At 53.6% G+C, this 15,703-nt stretch carries 16 protein-coding genes; 14 read left to right on the forward strand and 2 right to left on the reverse strand.

Going from position 1 to position 15,703, the window contains the following annotated elements; translation table 11 throughout:
- Position 1 precedes the first annotated feature (1 nt).
- From GTPT_RS04630 to GTPT_RS04665, 8 genes are all read left to right on the forward strand, one after another.
- Positions 2–1,258: a flagellar hook-length control protein FliK gene (locus GTPT_RS04630; RefSeq protein ID WP_029990532.1), complete on the forward strand. Its 1,257-nt coding sequence runs from the start codon at positions 2–4 to the stop codon at positions 1,256–1,258.
- A gap of 22 nt (positions 1,259–1,280) precedes the next feature.
- Positions 1,281–1,724 (forward strand): flagellar basal body-associated FliL family protein, encoded by a 444-nt coding sequence (locus tag GTPT_RS04635; protein ID WP_160318950.1) that lies wholly within the window; start codon positions 1,281–1,283, stop codon positions 1,722–1,724.
- Between the two features lie 9 nt (positions 1,725–1,733).
- Complete coding sequence (locus GTPT_RS04640) at positions 1,734–2,453, forward strand: FliA/WhiG family RNA polymerase sigma factor (RefSeq protein ID WP_025901018.1); 720 nt, start codon at positions 1,734–1,736, stop codon at positions 2,451–2,453.
- A complete protein-coding gene (gene motA / locus GTPT_RS04645; RefSeq protein WP_025901019.1) occupies positions 2,447–3,316 on the forward strand; it encodes a flagellar motor stator protein MotA in 870 nt (289 codons plus the stop codon). The genes GTPT_RS04640 and motA overlap by 7 nt, the downstream gene beginning before the upstream one ends.
- On the forward strand, positions 3,313–4,233 hold the full coding sequence (locus GTPT_RS04650) for a flagellar motor protein MotB (protein WP_051170776.1): 921 nt from the start codon (positions 3,313–3,315) through the stop codon (positions 4,231–4,233). The genes motA and GTPT_RS04650 overlap by 4 nt, the downstream gene beginning before the upstream one ends.
- Positions 4,233–4,979, forward strand: coding sequence for a C40 family peptidase (locus GTPT_RS04655; protein ID WP_029990536.1), 747 nt, complete (start codon positions 4,233–4,235; stop codon positions 4,977–4,979). The genes GTPT_RS04650 and GTPT_RS04655 overlap by 1 nt, the downstream gene beginning before the upstream one ends.
- Positions 4,980–5,580: 601 nt before the next feature.
- A complete protein-coding gene (locus tag GTPT_RS04660; RefSeq protein WP_029990537.1) occupies positions 5,581–7,962 on the forward strand; it encodes a glucose/quinate/shikimate family membrane-bound PQQ-dependent dehydrogenase in 2,382 nt (793 codons plus the stop codon).
- A gap of 148 nt (positions 7,963–8,110) precedes the next feature.
- Positions 8,111–8,440, forward strand: a complete 330-nt coding sequence (locus GTPT_RS04665; RefSeq protein WP_029990539.1) for a hypothetical protein — start codon at positions 8,111–8,113, stop codon at positions 8,438–8,440.
- Between the two features lie 24 nt (positions 8,441–8,464).
- On the opposite strand, the gene soxS is transcribed toward GTPT_RS04665, so the two are convergent.
- Positions 8,465–8,875, reverse strand: a complete 411-nt coding sequence (soxS, locus tag GTPT_RS04670) for a superoxide response transcriptional regulator SoxS (RefSeq protein ID WP_081671465.1) — start codon at positions 8,873–8,875, stop codon at positions 8,465–8,467.
- Positions 8,876–8,975: 100 nt separating this feature from the next.
- Between soxS and soxR the strand changes: the two genes are divergently transcribed.
- The 3 genes from soxR (at position 8,976) to GTPT_RS04685 (ending at position 12,815) form a co-directional block, all read left to right on the forward strand.
- Positions 8,976–9,506, forward strand: a complete 531-nt coding sequence (gene soxR, locus GTPT_RS04675) for a redox-sensitive transcriptional activator SoxR (protein WP_025901025.1) — start codon at positions 8,976–8,978, stop codon at positions 9,504–9,506.
- A 155-nt stretch (positions 9,507–9,661) separates the two neighbouring features.
- Positions 9,662–11,011, forward strand: a complete 1,350-nt coding sequence (locus tag GTPT_RS04680; protein ID WP_029990543.1) for an NCS2 family permease — start codon at positions 9,662–9,664, stop codon at positions 11,009–11,011.
- 154 nt (positions 11,012–11,165) lie between these two features.
- Entirely contained in the window at positions 11,166–12,815 is a 1,650-nt protein-coding gene (locus tag GTPT_RS04685) for a Na+/H+ antiporter (protein WP_025901027.1), read from the forward strand.
- 37 nt (positions 12,816–12,852) lie between these two features.
- On the opposite strand, the gene GTPT_RS04690 is transcribed toward GTPT_RS04685, so the two are convergent.
- The gene (locus GTPT_RS04690) at positions 12,853–13,755 is read right to left on the reverse strand and encodes a LysR family transcriptional regulator (protein WP_025901028.1); all 903 of its coding nucleotides are present in this window, start codon (positions 13,753–13,755) and stop codon (positions 12,853–12,855) included.
- Between the two features lie 102 nt (positions 13,756–13,857).
- Between GTPT_RS04690 and GTPT_RS04695 the strand changes: the two genes are divergently transcribed.
- The 3 genes from GTPT_RS04695 to GTPT_RS04705 all read left to right on the forward strand — a co-directional run bounded on the left by GTPT_RS04695 (position 13,858) and on the right by GTPT_RS04705 (position 15,641).
- Positions 13,858–14,286, forward strand: a complete 429-nt coding sequence (locus GTPT_RS04695; RefSeq protein ID WP_025901029.1) for a CidA/LrgA family protein — start codon at positions 13,858–13,860, stop codon at positions 14,284–14,286.
- Complete coding sequence (locus tag GTPT_RS04700; RefSeq protein WP_025901030.1) at positions 14,279–14,980, forward strand: LrgB family protein; 702 nt, start codon at positions 14,279–14,281, stop codon at positions 14,978–14,980. The genes GTPT_RS04695 and GTPT_RS04700 overlap by 8 nt, the downstream gene beginning before the upstream one ends.
- A gap of 118 nt (positions 14,981–15,098) precedes the next feature.
- A complete protein-coding gene (locus GTPT_RS04705) occupies positions 15,099–15,641 on the forward strand; it encodes a YfaZ family outer membrane protein (protein WP_025901031.1) in 543 nt (180 codons plus the stop codon).
- The last annotated feature ends 62 nt before the right edge of the window (positions 15,642–15,703 follow it).

The following is a 15,703-nucleotide window of genomic DNA, read 5'->3' on the forward strand; positions in this document are numbered from 1 at the left end:
CATGATGCCATTTCCTGTCAGCCGTCAGAATGTTACTGCAACACCGGGTACAGGGTCGGATATTTCCGCTCCTGCCGATCCCCGTCCCGGAAATACGACATTTTCGGCGGTGATGATACCGTCGTCCGGGGGGATAAAGAGCGGGGAGAAGGTTGCCGCAGCCAGTGATACCCCGGCCGGACCGGTACCGGTAACGCCGTCCGATCAGCAGTCCTTATTTAACAGTTTACAGGCGCAGGCTGACTATCCGGCACGCGGGCAGTCGGTGACAACCGCGGCCTGCGGAAAGGCTGTGGAAACAGCGGCTGAAGAAGGGCAAGCGCAGAATATACCGTCGGCTACCGCTCTGCCGGTGTGGCTGCCGGTCAATGGCGATAGCCGCGGGGAGAAAACCGGAAAGGTTCCCCCGGCAGAAGAACAACCGCAGGACAAGCCACAGGATCCTTCCGGTGTTGTGCCGATCTTCCTGTCACCTGTCCTGCCCTCCGGTATTCAGCGCCCCCGCGAGCACTCACCGGCAGCATCTTCGCCGTTATCAACCGGTGGCGCAGTCCCGTTTCCTGCTTCAGGCGCAACAACGGATCTGCCGTATCACAATGATCCGGCGCTCACGGCCTCTGATGGCAACCCCTTAGCGGCGCTAATGCCCTCCACCGTTTCCGATACCACAAAGCCTGCCCCGGTAAAAGGCGGTGAAGAGGCTATCACCCCGGCGACGGATAGCAGTCTGCTACCGGTGTATAGCGAAGGCCATGAAAATGTCACCCGGCCCGGGTCGTCATCCACGGTAACGGCGGAAGTACAGGCTCAGGCGACGGCATCGCCGGTCACTCAGTTGTTCAGTTTAACGGTCGGTCACGAAAGCCAGCAGCAGCGACTCACCAGCGCATTAGGTGAGCATTTACAGTGGCAGGCAACTCAGCAGATACAGAGCGCAGAAGTGCGTCTGCACCCGGCGGAGCTGGGATCCATTGCGATCACTTTACATCTGGAGTCAGGAAAAACCGTCGTTCATCTCAGTGCTGACATGCCGGACACCCTGCAACTTCTGCAGCAAACCGCCAGTGATCTGAAAGAAAAACTGGTCGTCACACAGGGCGGGCAGGTACAGGTTGATGTCTCCGCGCAGGGAGATCAACAACGTCGTCAGGCACAACGGGAGCAGCAGGAAAAGCGGGAAGTCAGTATGGCGAGAAAGTATCAGTTTTCTTCTGCGGCGGTAACATCGACCGATCAGTCTATTTTAATGACGTTATAAGAGCACCTTAATGAAAAAGTCCGTGGTTATTGTATCCCTTATTTTGCTACTGGTGCTGACAGGACTGGGTGGCTGGTGGTTTTTCGCTGCCAGGCAGAGTCCGGAGGCAGCAGGCGGGTTGAGTAAGTTGTTTGAAAGTGCCCCGCCGCAGGCAAGCTTTATTGATGTCAAAGATCTGATCATTACCCTGCAGGGAGAAAACGGCCGCGAACGTTATCTGTTACTCGACCTGGTGCTGGTGGTGAGAGGGGAGGAACAAGCTGCCCGGGCCATGGCCTTTGAGCCTGCCGTCCGGAGTGCAACGGTCGGGCTACTCAATAACCAGCCGTATGCTGCACTGCGCGCACGTCAGATCCCCGAATTACATGATCAGCTGCTTAAAAAGTACCGGGAAGACGCGGCACGACTGGGTGTCACCCCGCTGCCGTTTGAGGATGTGATGATCAGTAAAATGGTTTTCCAGTGAAGCGCTGCGATGTCAGTCACTGAATATTCTCTCGACGAGACCTTCAGTGCGGAACAGGAAGCAGCCTGTGTTCGCCAGTATTTACCGTTGGTCCATAAAATCCTGCGGCAAATTGCTCACCATGCGAGTGTGGTGATGGATTATCAGGATTTACAACAAATTGCGCTGATGGGGTTGCTGACCGCACTGAGACGCTACGGGGTCCCGGATGAGGCTTTCCCGGGCTATGCAAAATACCGGATCCGTGGGGCCATTCTGGATGAACTGCGCCAGGCGGACTGGCGGCCGCGCACGGTCAGACAACAGACCCATGATATTGCCAGACAAATCCGCCAGCTCGCAAAGCAGACAGGCCGTGAACCTGAGTGGCCGGAGATCCGGCAGGCACTGCAGATAGATGCTCAGACCTATCATGATTATCTGCAAAGTGAGTATCTGGCCAGCATTGAAAGTCTGGATGCGGTGATGGAAAGTGAGGGCGAAGGCCGGTTCGGGTCCGAACGGGACAATCCCGAACGTTACTACGCACGTCAGCAGCAGCTTTCACAGGCCATCGCGGTACTGGATAAGCGGGAACAGCTGATCCTGACCCTCTATTATCAGCACGATATGAACCTGAAAGAGATAGCGCTGGTGCTGGAAATCAGTGAAGCCCGGGTCTGTCAGTTGAACAAACGGTTGAACGATAAATTAGTCGCGCATTTAAAGCAAAGTGAGTCAGTATGTTAAAGATTGGTGGGATCCTGATTGTATTTATCTGTCTGATTTGGGGATATATGCATTCAGGCGGACGTTTAGCGGCTTTCTGGCAGCCCGGAGAGATTGTTATTATTCTCGGGTGCGGCATCGGGACATTGATTCTGGCCAACTCCTCCACGGTGCTGAAGCAGATCATTGCCCAGTTAAAAGGCGTTATGCGTAAAAATAGTTACTCGGCTGATTACTCACAACAGCTATTACTGCTGATGTATGAATTGCTGGATAGTGTACAGAATGGCGGACTCCGCAGCCTGGATAATCATATTGAGAACCCTACCGACAGTGAGGTGTTTCAGCGTTATCCGTTGATCGCCAGCGATTCAGAGCTGTGTACCTTTATTGCCGACAATTTTCGGATGATGGCGATGGGTAAAATCAATGAGCATGAACTGGAAGGGTTGCTGGAACAGGAACTCCATTCGGTTGAAGAAAATCTGTTACAGGCCTCCCGTTCTTTACAGCGTACCGGGGAAGCGATGCCCGGCTTCGGGATTTGTGCCGCCGTACTGGGTATTGTGATCACCATGCAGTCTATCGATGGCTCGATTGCCGTGATCGGTGTCAAAGTGGCTGCCGCACTGATCGGTACCTTTCTGGGGGTTTTTATCTGTTATTGCCTGATTGACCCGCTGGCGAATGCGATGGAGCAATTGGTTAAGAAAAAAATGACCGCTTTTGAATGTCTGCGGACCATTATGGTCAATCAGGTCGCAGGCAAACCGCCCTTACTGGCCGTGGATGCCGGCAGAAAAATGTTACCCGTGGAAATTAAACCCTCCTTTTCTCAGCTGGAAGCCTGGGTAGATAGCCGTCAGGAGCCTGATTCGCTATGAGCGGGCGTCAGAAGAATTCGACAACAATTATTAAACGGAATATCCGCCGGACTCATGCCGGCGGGCATGGTGGTGCATGGAAAGTCGCTTTTGCCGATTTTATGCTGGCTCTGATGTCACTGTTTATGGTGATGTGGATCATGGGGCAGGTGTCTGAAAAAGATCGTAAAGCGATCATGTATACCTTAAATAATCAGTCGGTTTTTGAAAGCCATTCTTTCAGCCCAATCTCCTTTTCAGGGCAGGATCCGGCGGCATCGGTTTCACCTGATATTTCACCTCATACCTCGTCGCAGGACGCTCACTCGCAGAGCCCGCAGAGCCAGGAGGGACAAACGGCAGAGACAGCTCCGGTTGCCGCTCAGGATAAAACAGCCCCGCAGCAGGATCCCCTGCAAACTGCCTTACAGGACTTTGTCGCGGGGCAGAAGGCGCAGAACAATATGCGTATTGAAAAACTGGCGATGGGGCTGCGGGTGGTGGTGAATGATGATCCCCATCGCGCCATGTTTGAACGCGGGAGTGCCAGGGTCACGCCTTATTTTCAGCAACTCCTGACCGGACTGGTACCGGTACTGGATAAAAGCCGTGATCATATGATCATTCTTGGCCATACGGATGCGACCCCCTATCCGCAGAACCCTTACTACGATAACTGGAGCTTGTCGGTAGACCGGGCACAGTCTGCGCGGCAGGTGATGCTCCATGCCGGCTTTCCCGGGGATAAAATCGTCCAGCTTTCCGGCGTGGCGGATCAAAAGCCCCTGGATAACCGTCAGCCGACGAATCCCATTAACCGGCGTATCGAGTTTATTATTTTATCTGAGCAAGGGCTGGCGCAGTGGGAAGAAACGTTTTCGTCTCAGGCCCGTTCGCTGTCGCCGCATGACCATAATTCGATGACCGATGTCCCCTGATGAGAATGCTGTCTGCCCGGGCGTGGCTGCTGATGGTGGTGCTCAGCGCCGTGTTACTGCCCCCGCAGGGAGAAGCCGCGAAGCCTGCTGATAGCGGAGCCAGAGCCGCGAAAATGGAACGTGAGCGTAATCGTCAACGCCTGTGGCGTCAGGCCGCGATGTCGGCAGGCATGGCCGCGACGTCCGCGTCCGGCCATTCTCTGGCATTGCGTCAGAAAAAACAGCGGCAAGCCACGCTGGCATTACTCCGGCGAGGTATTATTCCCGGCGATACCGGCCTTGGCTGGGCACCGTTAGCCACCGATGAATTACTGAGAGAAACCGGGTCTCCGCAATTACTTTCTGCACTGGAAAAAGTGCTGGATACGCTGGACACTCAGATTGGCCGTCCCTATCGCTGGGGAGGGCAGACGCCGGGGCAGGGGTTTGATTGCAGCGGACTCGTCTGGTTTGCGTTCCGTGACTACGTTAACTGGCCCATCCCGCGGACGGCCCGGGCGTTGTTTGCAGATACCCGTATGGCGGCGGTTTTTACGACGGAACTCCGGCGGGGTGACCTCGTCTTTTTCTATATTCACCGGCGTGATGTGCCCGACCATGTCGGTGTTTATCTCGGAAATCATCAGTTTATCGAAGCTCCCCGCACAGGACTGTCCATCCGTATCAGCCAGCTGGACCAGCCCTTCTGGCAACAGCATTATGCCGGTGCGCGACGTGTGCTTACAGAGCGTAACCTGCGCCACTGATCAGTAAGGTACAGAGGTCACGGACGTAAGCTTGCTGCGCAGCCTATACGGCCCGGTAACGTCACCACACAGGCACAGGCACAGGCGTTTCCCGGGGAGGCAGTGTACGGAGAGTTAAATAATACGTGCGGGGGCTCTATAGTTCCGGATAAGAGGGGGTATTTTCCCCGGCAAACCCGATACCAGAGTTATTGCTGCCACGGGCTGTGACGAGGATCAGTCTCGTAACGGCACCGGTATGCCAGCGGACAAATGACCGGGTAAGAGGATGTAACCGATACCATTTATTTGAGTCTGTTTTTTAAACAGTTTCGGGTGTTTTTTTTATTCCTATTTTTCATCTAAGCTTTGTTTTATTTAACTTTTTGCTATATATGGCCAATGGGTAAAATTCCTAATTTTGCAGCTAACGTTTAGTTTTTTTTCAGGAAATTGTTCAGATAAATGAGGATAATTGTTGGTGCATTGTCATGAGAAATATTAACAAATGTTATTGTCAATGTGCTCTGATCACAAAAAACGATACTAATAGACAGAAAAAAGGAATACCCTATTGCAACTTTTACGTATGTATACAGTTGTTAACTTAAAGGTTAATTGAATGTCACGGCAATCCAGAGGCTTACGCCTCATCACTCTACTTATATCGGTATTCTGTACCCTGTGGTTGATCATCGGCGGTGGCTGGTTGCTCTCCCTGGGTGGCAGTGCTTACTACCTGATCAGCGGCATCGCGATGGCGGTGTTTACTGTCCTGCTGTTAAAGAAAAGAAGCTGTGCTTTTTATCTTTACGCACTCATCCTGTTAGCGACCGCTATCTGGTCCTACTACGAAGCCGGTCTGGACTTCTGGGCATTGGCGCCACGTCTGGATATTTGGGTACTGTTCGGTATCTGGATGATCCTGCCGTTCGTCTACCGCCAGCTGGCAGCGCCTAACAAGAAATCTACCGCTCTGATGGTTATCGCAATTGTGATTAACCTGGCGATGGTAGTGACGGCGTTCTTCGGTAAGGATCCTCAGTCAGTCTACGGCACTCTGAACCTTCAGAATTCCGGCGTTGAGCAGCCAGGCGCGAATATGCCGGCAGCAAACTGGGAAGCTTATGGCCGTACTCAGGCCGGTGACCGCTATTCTCCGCTGAGCCAGATTAACGACACTAACGTTAAAAACCTGCAAGTGGCCTGGGTTTATCAGTCGGGCGACCTGAAGCGTGCGGATGATCCGGGTGAAATCACCAACGAAGCGACGCCACTGAAAGTCGGTAACCTGCTCTATACCTGTACTGCGCACCAGATCCTGGTCGCTATCGATGCAGCGACCGGTAAAGAAAAATGGCGTTTTGATCCTAAGATCAAATACAACCCGACCTTCCAGCACATGACTTGTCGTGGTGTTGCTTACCATGAAATTCAGCCAGCAGTGGCTCCGGGTAATGCCCCTGTGGCTCCGGCAATGTGTTCACGTCGTATTTACCTGCCGGTCAACGATGGTCGTCTGATTGCTGTTGATGCAGAAAGCGGACAACTGTGTAAAGACTTCGGTAACAACGGTACGCTGGATCTGCAACATCAGCAGCCTAACGCTTATCCGGGTGGCTATGAGCCAACTTCACCGCCGGTGATCACCAATAACGTGATTGTTGTTGCCGGTGCGGTGACTGATAACTACTCAACCCGTGAGCCTTCAGGTGTTATCCGTGGCTTCGATGTGAATACCGGTAAACTGGTATGGGCATTCGACCCGGGTGCGAAAGATCCTAACGCTATCCCGGCAGACGGTCAGCACTATACGCCTAACTCCCCTAACTCCTGGGCACCTGCAGCGTACGATGCCAAACTGGATTTAGTCTACCTGCCTATGGGTGTCACCACACCGGATATCTGGGGTGGCGATCGTACTCCTGATCAGGAACGTTATGCGAGTGGTATCCTGGCGTTACACGCCTCTACCGGTAAAGAAGCCTGGTTCTACCAGACTGTCCACCACGACCTGTGGGATATGGATATTCCGGCACAGCCTTCACTGGCTAATATCACCGATAAAGACGGTAAAACCATTCCGGTCATCTATGTTCCGACCAAAGTGGGTAACATCTTTGTCCTGAACCGTGAAACCGGCCAGCTGGTGGTTCCTGCCACTGAGCGTCCTGTACCACAGGGCCCTGCCAAAGGTGACCACCTGTCTCCGACTCAGCCATTCTCAGACCTGACTTTCCGTCCTGAGGCTAAGCTGACCGGTAAGCAGATGTGGGGCGGCACCATGTTCGACCAGATGGTGTGTCGTATTATGTTCCATCGCCTGCGTTACGAAGGGACTTTCACTCCTCCTTCAGAGCAGGGTACTCTGGTATTCCCGGGTAACCTGGGGATGTTCGAGTGGGGCGGTATTTCAGTGAACGGTCAGGATCAGTTCGCGATTGCTAACCCGATGCAGCTGCCATTCGTTTCTAAACTGATCCCTCGTGGTCCGAACAACCCGGAGGAACCTGGTGAAGGTGCAGCGGGTGGTTCAGGTTCAGAAGCCGGTCTGCAGCACATGTACGGTGTTCCTTATGGTGTTGAACTGAGTGCATTCCTGTCACCATTAGGTCTGCCTTGTATGGAACCATCATGGGGCTTCGTTTCAGCGATTGACCTGAAAACCAACAAAATTGTGTGGAAAAAACGTATCGGTACTATCCGTGACAGCGGCGGTCCGATCCCATTACCACCAATGACTGTCGGTACCCCAATGCTGGGCGCACCAATCACCACTGCCGGTAACGTATTCTTTATCGCTGCAACACTGGATAACTACATCCGTGCTTACAGCGTACGTGACGGTAAACTGCTGTGGCAGGCTCGTCTGCCAGCAGGGGGTCAGGCAACACCGATGACCTATGAAGTAAACGGTAAGCAGTATCTGGTGATTGTTGCCGGCGGCCACGGTTCGTTCGGTACCAAACTGGGTGACTACATCGTTGCTTATAAATTACCTTAAGTGTTAATGAGGCGGGCACCCCAGGGTGTCTGCTGTCAGAGACCAGGTAATCCATCCCCGCCGGCATGAAAATGTCAGCGGGGATTTTTTTTACCCTTTTTCAGCGGGCCAGGTCACCATTCGCTAAACGACAAGGGATCGTACCGGAGTGACATCTGATACCGGGACGACGCTAGGGCGTTACGGACACGTATCGGCGGGTCAGTGCCTGGTGTCCGGGGAGAAGATCTCACACCTGCTGAAACCCGGTGAGGCAACGATATTACTGCGGGCCGGTATTGGCAGTATTGAGTGGCAGTGCCGGGGGAGGCTGAGCCTGAAGGCTGCCGGGAGAAGCGTAACGGTGACGTTATTTCCGGCCGGGTCTGGCGGGCAGTCACGGGATGACACCGGGAAATCGCTATCAGGCCGGGGAGCACGGAAAAGGGGAGAGAAGACTAAAGAGGGAGGCAGGCTGGCGCATGCACTCCCGCAGTAGAGATAAGACAGGGAAACGACAGGATTATAAGATCCCGGAGGCTAACGGAGTATGTCGCTCGCCACGAGCGCTTTCATGACGGGGAGCGGAAGAGCCTCTCAGGATCTGACTACGCATGGCCTGACGGTATGCGGTCGGTGTCTGATCAAACTGCCGGCGAAATACGCGTGAAAAGGTCTGCTGCGAATCGTAGCCAAACTGCAAAGCGATATCGAAGACCGGCCGCCGTGTTTTACACAAGGCATCGGCCGCCATTTCCAGGCGTCTTTCACGAATATAGTCCCCGAGTGTCTGCTGTGTGACCGCACGGAACATACGTTGCAGGTGCCATTTCGAATATCCTGATTTGGCGGCGACTTCATCGATCGATAATTGTTTACCCAGATTCTGATTAATCCACTGGGTGAGCGAATGAATGATCTCTTCTTGCATCATAGTCCTGTCCTTACGGCGATATCTGTACCCGGGGCGGGAGTTCGAAATATTCAACGGTCTGAAGTATAATTCCTCAAGTTAACTTGAGGTAAAGCATGAAATGAAAAAAGAGAGAAATTATCCTAAGCCGGTACTGACCCCCGGAGAGGTGGCCAGGCGAAGCGGGGTTGCTGTCTCCGCGCTGCATTTCTACGAGAGTAAGGGGCTGATCTCCAGTAGCAGAAATAGCGGCAATCAGCGCCGTTATAGCCGTGATGTGCTGCGCCGTGTCGCCATTATTAAGGTGGCTCAGCGTATCGGCCTGCCGTTATCCGAGGTCAGCGATAACCTGGCCTTACTGCCTGCAGATAAACGGATGTCTGCCAGTGAGTGGGAAACGCTGACCGGTTACTGGCGGGCAGAACTGGATAAGCGGATAGAATCACTGACCCGCCTGCGGGATGATTTGAACGGCTGTATCGGTTGTGGCTGTTTATCCATGCGGGATTGTCCGTTACGTAATCCGGGGGATCATTTAGCTGACCGCGGGCAGGGGGCGGTCCTGCTGGAACAAGGACAGGAAGAGCACGCCGACGGCCATTCTGCTGCGCTGTCAGGCCGGCAAAAGAAGCAATTCCAAAACAAAGGTTGAAAGTCGCTCTTATAACCGGATAATCACCGACCTTTCAGGGGCGGTGACGCGTGTTTATCCTGCTCCGGCGGCATCCGCCGCCATCTCAAAAAAATGCTGCTCTGACGACAGACGCATCACTAATAAATAATAATATCTATACCAGAGGACTTTTTATGTCTTACGACCCGCGGCCATCTTCAGGACGGCTGGACAGGTGGTTTAAAATTTCTGAGCGGGGCAGCAGTCTGCGCCAGGAAGTGATTGCCGGGCTTACTACCTTTCTGGCCATGGTCTATTCAGTGATTGTTGTGCCGGAGATGCTGGGTTCTGCCGGGTTTTCGCCCCAGGCAACCTTTGTTGCGACCTGCCTGGTGGCCTGTTTTGGTTCTTTGCTGATGGGATTGTGGGCAAATCTGCCGCTGGCGATAGGTTGTGCGATATCACTGACGGCGTTTACGGCATTCAGCCTGGTGATTGGCAAACATATCTCTGTCCCTGTGGCGACCGGAGCGGTGTTTCTGATGGGCGTGCTGTTTACCCTGGTTTCTGTGACCGGCATCCGGGGCTGGATCTTACGTAACCTTCCTAAGGGCATCGCCCACGGAACCGGCGTCGGGATTGGCTTATTTCTGTTATTGATCGCCGCAAACGGTGTCGGGCTGGTGGTAAAAAATCCGGAAGCGGGTTTACCGGTTGCGCTGGGGCATTTTACGTCGCTTCAGGCACTGATGGCGCTGGGCGGACTGGCTGCCATTATCGGCCTCGAAAAACGTCGTGTCCCTGGCAGTATCGTCTGGGTGATCATTGCCATTTCTCTGGCAGGATTGTGGCTTGACCCGTCTATCCGCTATCAGGGCATTTTTGCTTTGCCTCACCTGCAGGATGCTCAGGGGCATTCGCAGTGGTTCAGCCTGGATATCGCCGGAGCATTACATCCGGCGGTCTTACCCGTGGTACTGGCACTGGTCATGACGGCGGTCTTCGATGCCAGCGGCACCATCCGTGCGGTGGCCGGTCAGGCCGATCTGCTGGATGACGACGGGCAAATTATCAACGGCGGAAAAGCACTGACCAGTGATTCGGTGACCAGCCTGTTTGCCGCAGTGGTCGGGGCTTCCCCGGCGGCAGTCTATATCGAGTCAGCGGCAGGAACGGCTGCAGGCGGGAAAACCGGGCTGACGGCCGTGGTGGTCGGGTTGCTGTTTTTAATGGTGTTGTTTATGTCGCCGCTGGCCGGTCTGGTTCCGGCGTATGCCACGGCACCGGCGCTGATGTATGTCGGCTTACTGATGTTAAAAAATGTCGCCAAAGTCGTTTCCGGCGATACTGTGGATGCCATGTCGGGACTGGTCACCGCCGTGTTTATTGTACTGACCTGTAATATCGTGACCGGGATTATGCTGGGGTTTGTGACCCTGGTCATCGGACGGTTGTTTGCGGCTGAGTGGCGGAAGCTGAACAGTGCCATCGTGATTATTGCTGCGGCGCTGGCGATATTTTACGCAGGAGGCTGGGCGCTTTAGCGCCTGTCCCCGGGGGATTACTCTGTAAACCTCTGACAATTATGGTCTGTCGCACATCAGGATGCACGTATTGTAATGGTTTTGTTTTACACTATGGGCATTCCGGAAATGTGCTATCACCATTAACTGTTGCAGAAGAGGCTAGAAAGTAAGCATGGAAATCTTCTTTACCATACTGATTATGACCCTGGTGGTCTCCCTGTCCGGGGTGGCCAGCCGGTTACTCCCTTTCCATATTCCACTGCCTCTGATGCAGATTATTGCCGGGGCCATTCTTGCATGGCCTTCTATCGGGTTACATGTTGATTTCGACCCGGAACTCTTCCTGGTATTGTTTATTCCGCCGTTGTTATTTGCCGATGGCTGGAAAACGCCGACCAGTGAGTTTCTGCATCATGGCCGTGAAATCATCGGGCTGGCACTGGTGCTGGTGTTGATCACGGTGGTGGGGATCGGTTATCTGATCTACTGGACGGTACCCGGTATCCCGTTGATCCCGGCCTTTGCGCTGGCGGCGGTGCTTTCCCCGACAGATGCGGTCGCACTGTCCGGGATTGTCGGTGAGGGCAGGATCCCTAAGAAAATCATGTCGATTGTCCAGGGGGAAGCGTTGATGAACGATGCCTCCGGCCTGGTGTCACTGAAATTTGCGGTCGCGGTCGCGATGGGAACCATGGTGTTTACCTGGTCAGGTGCCACTATTGAGTTTCTGAAAGTGGCTGTGGGCGGGCTGCTGGCCGGTGTTGCCATTTGCTGGCTGTACGGTAAATCATTACGTTTGCTGAGCCGCTGGAGCGGTGATGATCCGGCCACACAGACCGTCCTGCTGCTGTTACTGCCTTTTGCCTCTTACCTGATTGCTGAACATTTCGGTTTCTCAGGTATCCTGGCGGCTGTCGCGGCCGGGATGACCATCACCCGTTCCGGCATTATCCGTCAGGCCCCGCTGGCGATGCGCTTACGTGCAAACAGTGTCTGGCAGATGCTGGAATTTGTCTTTAACGGCATGGTGTTCCTGATGCTCGGGTTACAATTACCGAGCATCCTGGAAACATCGATTGTTCAGGCCAATGCCGATCAGAATGTCAGTATCTGGATCCTGTTGATGGATGTTGGCATGATTTACATCGCGCTACTGGCCGTGCGGTTTGGCTGGTTGTATGTGATGCAACGTTTCAGTCTGCGCTTACTGAAGAAGAGTCCGCTGGAATTCAGCAACTATTCCTTGCGTGAATTGTTCGTTGCCACCTTCGCCGGGGTTCGCGGGGCGGTGACGCTGGCCGGTGTGTTATCTATTCCGCTGTTCATGGTCAATGGTGATGCTTTCCCTGCCCGTTACGAACTGGTTTTTCTGGCCACCGGCGTTATCATGTTCTCGCTGATTGCCGGGGTGGTTATCTTACCGTTGCTGCTACGGGGAATGCCGGGAATGGATCACAGTGAGAATGCCCGTGAGCTGCGGACGGCCAGGGCGGTGATGGCAAAAGTCGCTATCGACAGTCTCTATAAAATGGAAGAGCGTCTGGCCAAAGACAGTGAAGAAAACATCGACCCGGATCTTCTGAAGGAGGTCAGTTCCCGGGTGAGCGGTAATCTGCGTCGCAGGATTGACGGTAAGGACGATCCTGAACGGGTACTGTTTGCAGAGAACCTGGAACGGCGTTTCCGTCTGACCGCACTACGTTCTGAAAGGGCAGAGGTTTATCATATGCGCGCCACTCAGCAGATCAGCAATGAGTCGATGCAAAAACTGTTGCGTGACCTGGATTTGCTGGAAGCATTACTGATAGAAAAAGAAGAGTAAGGCGGATGGCCGGGGAACGCAGCTCCCCGGCCGGATATCAGAGTGTTAACAGCGCAGAACTGTCCGGCCAGTAGTCCCGACAGCATTGGATCCATGCCCGGGTACTGCTTGAGATGTAATTACCTTCCCGCCAGACCAGCCCCAGAGTCCAGGTCAGTTCCGATTCCAGAGGCAGCCAGAGCAGTGATGCCGGGTCAAGGCGCTGACAAATAGGCTCCGGTAAAATCGCCACCCCCATCCCTGCCTGTACCATGGTTGCCAGAAAATCCCATTGTCCGCTCTGGATAGCAATATCCGGGGTCAGCCCCTGGCGCTGGAAAGATTTACTGATTTGGCGATTAAGCGAAAATTCTTCGTTGAAAACCAGCAGAGGATAACGGGCAACCTCTTCCAGCGTCAGACGCTCGCGGGCCTGCCACTCTTCGGTGCGCGGTACCAGCACACATAACCGGTGTTCTAACAGAGGCAGAACCTGGAGAGGGAATTCATTTTCTGCCGGCAGCGCTGTCATGGCGATATCCAGCCGTCCCTGCAGTACGGCCTGTTGGGCGGCCAGTCCGCCGAATTCGGAAATTTTAAGTTCCACACCCGGATAACGTTTATGGAAAGCAGAAATAGAGCCGACAATCTGCATACCGACCATGGGCGGAATACCCAGCCTGAGTTCGCCGGTTTTTAACTGGTTGATATCGCCGATTTCGGCTTCCAGCTGGCGGAATTCCTGCAGTATCGTCAGTCCGCGCTGATAAACCGCTTTACCGCTGTCGGTCAGGTAGAGCTTACGCCCTTCTCTTAGTAACAGCGTGCATCCCAGCTCTTCTTCCAGCTGACGCAGCATTTTGCTGATGGTCGGCTGGGTGACGTATAACTTTTCTGCCGCACGGGTAAAACTCTGCTGACGGACTACTTCAGTAAAGTAGCGAATCGCCTTTACATCCATAACTATTCCTAAATGGCATGGTTAAGATAATTTTAGTTCATTTTATTCACCCGGTAACCAGGTTGTATACTTCCTGTATCAATTATTCGTGAGGAGTTCACCATGCTTGCAGCCCTTCGTTCACAGCGGCTGACAAAATTACCCCATTTGTTGCAGTTGCCTGTGCAGGTACTGATTTATATTGGTCTGTTTTTATTTTCTGAACAATTGGTGGTCTGGCTGCATATTCCCCTGCCGGCGAATATTGTAGGCATGGTACTTCTGCTGTTTCTGATTGTGAGCCGCGTCCTGCCATTAAAATGGGTAAAAGCAGGGTCCAACTGGCTGCTGGCCGAGATGTTACTGTTTTTTATCCCTGCGGTGGTGGCGGTCATTAATTACGGCCCGTTGTTACGCCAGGATGGCGTGCGTATCTGCCTGGTGATCGCTATCAGTACCATGCTGGTACTTGTTGCAACCTCGCTGGTGGTGCAACGTATCTACCAGTTTGAGATCGCTCGTGCAGAGCGTAAGCTGGTCCGTCATGAGTGATTTTCTTGTCAGTGTTCTTTGTTTTGTACTGACGCTACTGGTGTATTACGTGAATAAGCGGCTGTATACCCGCTGGCGTAAGCTGATCCTGATGCCACTGGTGATGACCCCGATGGTACTGGTGGTCATGCTGCTTATTACGCATATTACCTGGAAAGATTATATTGCCGACAGCCACTGGCTGATCTGGTTGCTGGGGCCTGCCACACTGGCGTTTGCGGTTCCGGTGTATGAGAACATTGCCATTATCAAACGCCACTGGATGTCACTGACCGCGGGTGTGATCACGGCAACCCTGGTTGCCGTCTGTAGTTCTGTGTGGCTGGCCCGGTTATTTACCCTGCCGGTGGAGATCCAGCGGAGTCTGGCGGTTCGCTCGATTACCACGCCTTTTGCGCTGGCAGCCGCTAAGCCGGTAGGAGGACAGCCGGATCTTGTCGCATTGTTTGTGGTGCTGACCGGGGTATTTGGTATGGCAATGGGAGATTTTCTGTTTCTGCGTATTGCCATCAAACAGGGCATGGCGAAGGGCGCAGGTCTGGGTGCTGCGTCACACGGTGCCGGCACGGCCAGAGCCTATCAGATAGGCCCTCAGGAGGGGGTGGTCTCCAGCCTGGTGATGATGCTGGCTGGCGTGGTGACGGTGCTGGCTGCGCCTATTATTGGTCATGTTATGTGGACGTTGAAAAACTAAAGCATTTCAGAATACGACGAAAGTTACTTCCGTTTACTTAGAAACCTGTTGCCGGTTGTTTTCCTTGCTGTTCAAATACCCGCGCAGCACGTCTTTTAATTTTTCGGGAGTAAATATAATGAAAAAAACCATCCTGGCCCTCGGGCTGGCCGGTCTGGTCACCAGCGGTATGGCGCAGGCCGTTGAAGGAAGTGTGGATGTCGGGGAACACAGCACTAACCTGAGTGTGGGGCTTGGCAGTCAGTCTCCGGGCCTGTTCCTGAAAGGAAACTGGTTACGCAGCAATGATGATGGCAGCGTGAGTGGTGCCACACTGGGCTATAACCTCTCTGTGGGGCCGTTTAACGTCTCTCCGGCCGCTAAAGCCCTGTTTACCCATCCGGCAGACGGTAAAGACGGCTTTACCGTAGCGGTCGGCTCCGGTGCAAGCTACCAGCTTAACAGCATGTGGGGCCTGTACGGTGAGTATTACTATGCACCAAAATCCTTCTCTGACCACCTGGAGCGCTATCAGGAAGTCGCTGGCGGGATAAGCTTCAGCCCGATTTCACTGGTAAGCTTACGTGCCGGCTATCAGTATGTGGGCCTGAAGAACACCAACAATAATAAGGATAACGTGCTGGTTGACGGTCCTTATATCAGTGCTTCAGTCAGCTTCTGATCATGATATAGTCCCGCGGAAGGTGATCCCGCGGGACACCGCAGGGACGCAAACTGCGTCCC

The organism is Tatumella ptyseos ATCC 33301 (assembly GCF_000735525.1).
Lineage (GTDB): Bacteria > Pseudomonadota > Gammaproteobacteria > Enterobacterales > Enterobacteriaceae > Tatumella > Tatumella ptyseos.